This is a genomic window from Paenibacillus ottowii, assembly GCF_050516475.1.
GTDB classification, from domain to species: domain Bacteria; phylum Bacillota; class Bacilli; order Paenibacillales; family Paenibacillaceae; genus Paenibacillus; species Paenibacillus ottowii.
Genome location: NZ_CP191577.1, coordinates 5,241,167 through 5,247,166, shown reverse-complemented (window position 1 = coordinate 5,247,166; position 6,000 = coordinate 5,241,167). Strand labels below are relative to the sequence as shown.

Below are 6,000 nucleotides of genomic sequence, written 5' to 3'. Positions count from 1 at the left end.
ATGAAGAAGTAATACAACACTTATTGAATGTATAAATACGCATTTTTAGAGTTGCGGATATTCTCATAAATTTTGAAAATTAGGGGGGACTGAATAACTTTGAGTCAATGAGTTCTCACTAATTATGAAAATGATCGTTGAATAATCATGTATTCAGCTTGTTGTTTTCTCATTAATTATGACACCACACAATGTGGTAAATGGTAATAATTGAGACTGATTTGGTTGATAACTGAGACATTTTTGGGTATATGTTTGAGACATTTTTAAACCAGTAGAAACAAAACCCCTTGTTTCTATTGGTTTTTTGTGTTTCTATTCACTATATTTATCCTATATATGCGAACATATGGTGTTATTGGTGTCGAATTCAAATTAAGGATCATAATTAATACTTTTCGTAAAGGTGGTTTGGTTATGGATTGGAGAAGTTGGACGTGGAGTTTGGTAATATTCAAGCCGTGTCAAAATTTAATGATAAATATAAGGAACTTCTTTATGAGGATGAAGAAGTGTTTAAACTTAAGCAAGAAGAGTTAATCTCTAAAATTGTGAAAAAGTATGGCGGATCCAGGGCAACTATTATGCGCGTTTTGTCAAATTATGGAATACATAAGATGAAAACCTGCTTGTTCTCCATGGATTCTCGGGCTACTAAGCCTACAGGAAGTAGACGAAAGAGCGCTGCTGATGATAAGAAGACCGAATAAGGAGAGCGTGCCATGGAAGTCCGATCCGGACAATTCGCATAGCAGCCATTGGCAGAAAAAAAGGGTTGTCCCATAAGTCATAAAAATGACTAGGGACATCCTGTTCTCCAATTGTAAAACAATAAGAAACCGTTCCTGGGTAAAATGGAGGTACCACCCGACTATTTGAAAGGATATGGTTTCTTTGTACATTCAATATACCATTATGAGATAAAAAGAGGAGTTACACAGGACTATCCCTCATCCATGTTATGTGGCTTTGTGGCCAGCTCCTCAATTAATGTCTATTAGCTCTTAAACCTTCAATAAATACGCGGTGTAATCCATCAAGAACTCGTTGGCTTGTAAAGCCTTCATCTTGGAGATGGTAATCGATATTGTGAAGCACGGCCAGCAGGGCTTCAATAGTATATGAGATGTCCACCCCGGATACGTCTCCCTGTTCAACGGCCTCATTTAGCAGATTTCTGCTTATATTGCGCATCCATTGACATAACGGAGATTGTAACGGACGATGCCCGGTTGAGGCCCGGCTGACCTCACAGAGCCAAGGAACTTTCGCCTCTAAAAAAGAGACATATCTTACGATTACATGGTAAAGCCGATCCAAGGCAGCGGCTTCTGGGGATTGATCAAGAAATGCTTGAACTTCATCAAACAAAGGTTGGTATTCTTCATACGCGATCTCCTGACATATGTCGCCCTTATCCGAGTAGCGGCGGTATAGGCTTGCTTGTCCTACTCCAGCAGTCTTCGCAATCTGATGCATATTGACATTGTCAACACCGTTTTTGATGAAAAGTTCTCTAGCCGCCGCCAAAATTCGTCTTCGGTTTAACTCCTCTCTGGGAATTTTCAGAGAGACAGATTGCGATTCTGAATTCACCATAAACATCTCCCTTCATCATTAATTTAACTATTATTTAACACGAAAAACGGACAATATGTCCGTTTTTCGTGTATAGGACATGTTGTCCGTCTTCATAATTATAATACAATTCGTGAAAAATTAAAAATGCATTCATTTGGGTGAGCGATGAGCTTTTTTTTATTTCTTGGCATAGTGCTTTTTGTAAATTGGAGGAAAATGCGGTTCAATGCCCGATAGGTCCAGTTCCTTTAAACTTGCGATCGTATGAATAAACTGCTCGTATGCTTTTTTCTTGTCGCTCGTCATATCTGTTCCGGTTTCGGTTGATGCTTTCCTGCTAACTTCAGAGATAAGTTGCTTTTGATCCATAGATTACCCTCCATCAAATATAGTAGGCTTACAAATCCGGATGTCTCTTGTGCCAGTCTGTATTCATTTCATAAGTATTGCCGATACCTAGTACTGTCGCTTCTTCGAAGGGGCGGCCAATCAATTGCATATTAATCGGCAGACCGGAAGGTGAGAAGCCGCAAGGCATGCTCAGGCTAGGCAAGCCAGTCAAATTGGTCGGAATCGTAAATGAGTTCAATCTGAATACACTAGCATCATCATCTGCACGCGGCGCAGTGATCGGTGTTACCGGCGTCAACAAGATGTCGATTCCGGACAATGCATTCAAAAAATCATTGACAATTAGTTGCCGGGCCCGCTGAGACTGAAGGTAAATGGAAGCCGGAATATCTCTACTGCTTTCAAGAAACATTCGGACGTCCGGTCCATACTGTTCCAATTCTGTCTCAAGCCACTTCTCGTGGTACGAGTACATTTCCGTCATCATAATGGCCATCGTCGCACTTCTAACATGTTTGATCAGGGGCAGGCTAACTTCGATGATTTCTGCTCCCAGTTCTCGGAATTTATTGATAGCGGCCTTCATCGCAGCTTCCACTTCCGGCATCAAATCCTCGTAATAGTAGCTTGTCGGCAATCCGATACGCACACCCCTGAGACCATTCGGATACATCTTGATACCTGGCGCAGGCAGATCGACAGTCGATTCATCCTTTGGATCGAAGCCAGACATCACATCCAAGCACAGGGACGCATCCATGACACAGCGAGTCAACGGACCCGAGTGGTCCAATGACCAGGCCATTGGAATGATACCATACCGACTGACCCGACCGTACGTCGGCTTCATCCCTACGACACCGCACAAAGCAGCGGGTATGCGGATCGAACCTCCGGTATCCGAGCCTGTGCCCAGATAAGTAAGTCCAGCCGCTAAAGCAGAAGCCGAGCCGCCGCTTGAACCTCCCGTTACAAGTTCAGTGTTCCACGGATTGAGGCAAGGACCGAAGTGCGGGCTAGTTGTTGTCAATCCCGCAGCGAACTCGTGAGTCTGTACTTTGCCTAGCAGAACTGTTCCAGCCTCATGTAGCTTAGCTGCAACCGTCGAATCGTAATCGGGGACGAAGCTGTTCAATATTTTTGAACCGGCAGTTGTTCGGATCCCTTTAGTGTAATATAGATCCTTATGAACGATGGGAATCCCGTGAAGGGGCCCTTTGTACCGACCATGCATAATATCGCGTTCCGATTGCTTCGCTTGTTCAATCGCCAGTTCGGACGTTTGGGTAACGAAAACGTTCAGTTTCGGATTCAAACGTTCGATGCGGTGAAGCGCATGTTCTGTAATCTCTACCGGGGATATTTTCCTTGTTCGGATCCCCTCGGCCAGCTCATGAATAGCAGCAAAGGACAGTTGGAAATTTAATTTACTCATCTATTTATCCTCCGTATCTTTCGGACATGTCGTAAGTCTACCAAACTAATTACCATAGCTTCCGCTAGGATTTGCTTTTCTTGCGAATAAGTATGTCAGGATTGCCAACAGGGAAATGGTAAAATAAACAACAAAAAAAGGCATCTTTAGATCAATCAGTCGGCCGACCAGCGCAGGGCCGAATGCTCCGCCTAGGAGATAGGCCAGTGTGAAAATACCCATCCCCACACCCAGCTCAGCCGAACGGAGTGTCGTCGAAACTAAATTGCTGCTAGAGGTGAGGACACCGTTGAATCCAATCATAAGGATAATGATCAATGAAGCGTCGATCCATGGCGGCAAATGTACGGATACCGCCAGTAGTATAAATCCGCTGATGACGAGACTTTGCGATATGACAAGCACGCGGGAGCTTCCGAAACGATCTGTCCAACCTCCGATCCGGGATCCGAGCAAGGCTGCACAGGCGGCACCGGGAAGCATCAGCAGACCGATTTTACTAGTTGGTAAATGAAAGGAATTCTTCATCATGACAGGAAGAGTAAAGGTTAACCCCGTGTTGCATACGAAAGTAAGGAATCCAATCCCTAGAATTCGTCGGTAAGGAGCATTTTTCATGAAAGATGCATCGATAAATGGATGTTCTTTTTTCTGAATATGAGTACCGAACCATAGAAGAACTGCTGCTCCTGCAATGAGCATAAACCAATAGTTCGTAACCCCTAGCAATACCAACGCCAGTCCCGCGGAGAACAAAACAGCTCCGAGAAAATCGAATGAACCGCGGTCGTGTTTCTTGTCAGGAACATACTTGAATATCAAAGGGATAACAAATAGGCTCAGACTGGACACGATGAACAAAGCACGCCAGCCAAAGTATTGCTCCACGAAACCGCCGAACACAGGCCCGAAGCCGGAAGCAAAGGCAATTGTGGCGGATAAGGTTCCCAGCACCCGTCCCTTGACTGTAGGCTTAAAATACAGGGTTACTGCCGCATAAGACAGGGGAGAGATGGATGAGGCCCCTGCTGCCTGCAGCAGTCTTCCAATGATGACTTGCAAGTATGAAGCTGCAAAAAAGCCGATCATAGAGCCGAAAGCTAAAAGGATTAAACCAATGACATACAGCTGGCGAAAGGAAAAGGACTCCGTTAACTTGCCGTAAGTACCGGCGCCGATAGCCATCAAAATGCTGTAACCGACCATAACCCAGCTCACCTGCGAGGAGGTCAGGGCAAAGTCAGCGGAAATCGAAGGTATAGACAAATTAAACATGGTCATATTGATGTTTCCGAAAATAATGAGCAAGCAAAGTGTCCCCATTAATTTCCGCTCATTGCCGGATAAAGCCATTGATTGAGTATCCATAGCCTGTCCCTCCATTACAGGAAGTCAGGAAAGGTGCGGCATTTTTGCGCCTGATCTCTATCGTGTCCCAAGAAAACATAGGACGGCCGAACATCCTGAATTAACTCCTGCATGCGAGTAATCGATTTGGCAGCCATCTCTTGATCGAATGTCAAGAACGGTACGCTATTCTCGAAGTTCTCCCGAGTATAAGCAACATCAATTGTCAGTAGCACTGGACCCGACTTTTCCGTTGTGACAAGGACTGATTGATGGCCAGGGGAATGACCCGGAGTGAATAAAATTTGAACCCCCGGAATCAATTCATGGTCACCCTCAATGATTTGATATTGTAAATCGGGCAGCCTGCACTCTAATGGAGAGTAATCCTCATTGTTTATGGCCGCATCATACTCTGCCCTTTGAATAAGGATCGGCGTATTGCGGAAATGCCCGTTTCCCCCAGAATGATCCAAGTGTAAATGGGAGCTAATGACCATTTGAATATCGTCAGGTCGATAACCGACACGCTTTAACACATTTACGATCGAGTCGCCGTCAGACATGTTGGGGACGACGCGCCCTTCACGTCTAGTCCCCTTGTAGTAATCGGGATTGTTGATAAAAGCGTCGGGCATTCCCGTATCGATGAGTATCGGCCCGCTGGTCGTTTCCAATAGAAAAGACCACACAGGCATTCCGACTAATTTCCCGGGGGCAAGGGTTCGATTAACTGCCGATTGATCTAGGAAACATTCACCCACAGGTAAAAAATACAACTTTTTGATATGCATCCCAGCTTCACCCTTCATATTGTAAATTCGGACAGTTTGTCCGTTTTGCTTTGATTATATCGGACAAATTGTCCGATGTCAATTTGTCATCGGCGGTTGGGCTTCGGCAAAAGCCTTACACCTGCAACAATACGCCAAGCTAAAGAATGTCGCCTAGGTGGAGTGCAAAGAAACAACGGGGCCATGAGACGAATTTGGCAATACTTTTTTTGGTATATGTCTGAGACTTTTTTAGCCGGGCAGATCGCCTACAGTTTACTCAAACGGATGTTGTGTCGCTGTTGCGGTTCAGGTAGAACCAGTAGCTAAAAGGAATCTACTGGTTCTCATTTCTCTTCACAGTTATAGAATGACGAGTGATCATATTAGGGTGTGATTATGTTATTGTTGGAGGATAAGTCTCAGTTATAAAGCAAGAAAGTATCACTTAGAACTAGAAATTTTAGGAATGTAAGAATAAATTTTGTCTCAAGTATAGCCATTACTCATAGA

The 6,000-nt window shown here is 44.4% G+C and carries 6 protein-coding genes; 1 reads left to right on the top strand and 5 read right to left on the bottom strand.

Annotation, left to right across the window (positions count from 1 at the left end; translation table 11 throughout):
• Positions 1-422 precede the first annotated feature (422 nt).
• Complete coding sequence (locus ACQQ6X_RS24320) at positions 423-710, top strand: hypothetical protein (RefSeq protein ID WP_305167422.1); 288 nt, start codon at positions 423-425, stop codon at positions 708-710.
• Positions 711-987: 277 nt separating this feature from the next.
• Here the strand turns inward: ACQQ6X_RS24320 and ACQQ6X_RS24315 are convergent, their stop codons facing one another.
• The 5 genes from ACQQ6X_RS24315 to aiiA form a co-directional block, all read right to left on the bottom strand.
• A complete protein-coding gene (locus ACQQ6X_RS24315; RefSeq protein ID WP_305167421.1) occupies positions 988-1,599 on the bottom strand; it encodes a TetR/AcrR family transcriptional regulator in 612 nt (203 codons plus the stop codon).
• 159 nt (positions 1,600-1,758) lie between these two features.
• Positions 1,759-1,950: a hypothetical protein gene (locus tag ACQQ6X_RS24310; protein WP_305167420.1), complete on the bottom strand. Its 192-nt coding sequence runs from the start codon at positions 1,948-1,950 to the stop codon at positions 1,759-1,761.
• A gap of 28 nt (positions 1,951-1,978) precedes the next feature.
• Positions 1,979-3,367 carry an amidase gene (locus ACQQ6X_RS24305; RefSeq protein ID WP_305167419.1) on the bottom strand — a complete coding sequence of 463 codons (1,389 nt, stop codon included), beginning with the start codon at positions 3,365-3,367 and terminating at the stop codon, positions 1,979-1,981.
• Between the two features lie 45 nt (positions 3,368-3,412).
• Complete coding sequence (locus ACQQ6X_RS24300; protein WP_305167418.1) at positions 3,413-4,735, bottom strand: MFS transporter; 1,323 nt, start codon at positions 4,733-4,735, stop codon at positions 3,413-3,415.
• Between the two features lie 14 nt (positions 4,736-4,749).
• Complete coding sequence (gene aiiA, locus ACQQ6X_RS24295; protein ID WP_250239361.1) at positions 4,750-5,508, bottom strand: quorum-quenching N-acyl homoserine lactonase AiiA; 759 nt, start codon at positions 5,506-5,508, stop codon at positions 4,750-4,752.
• Positions 5,509-6,000: the final 492 nt, after the last annotated feature.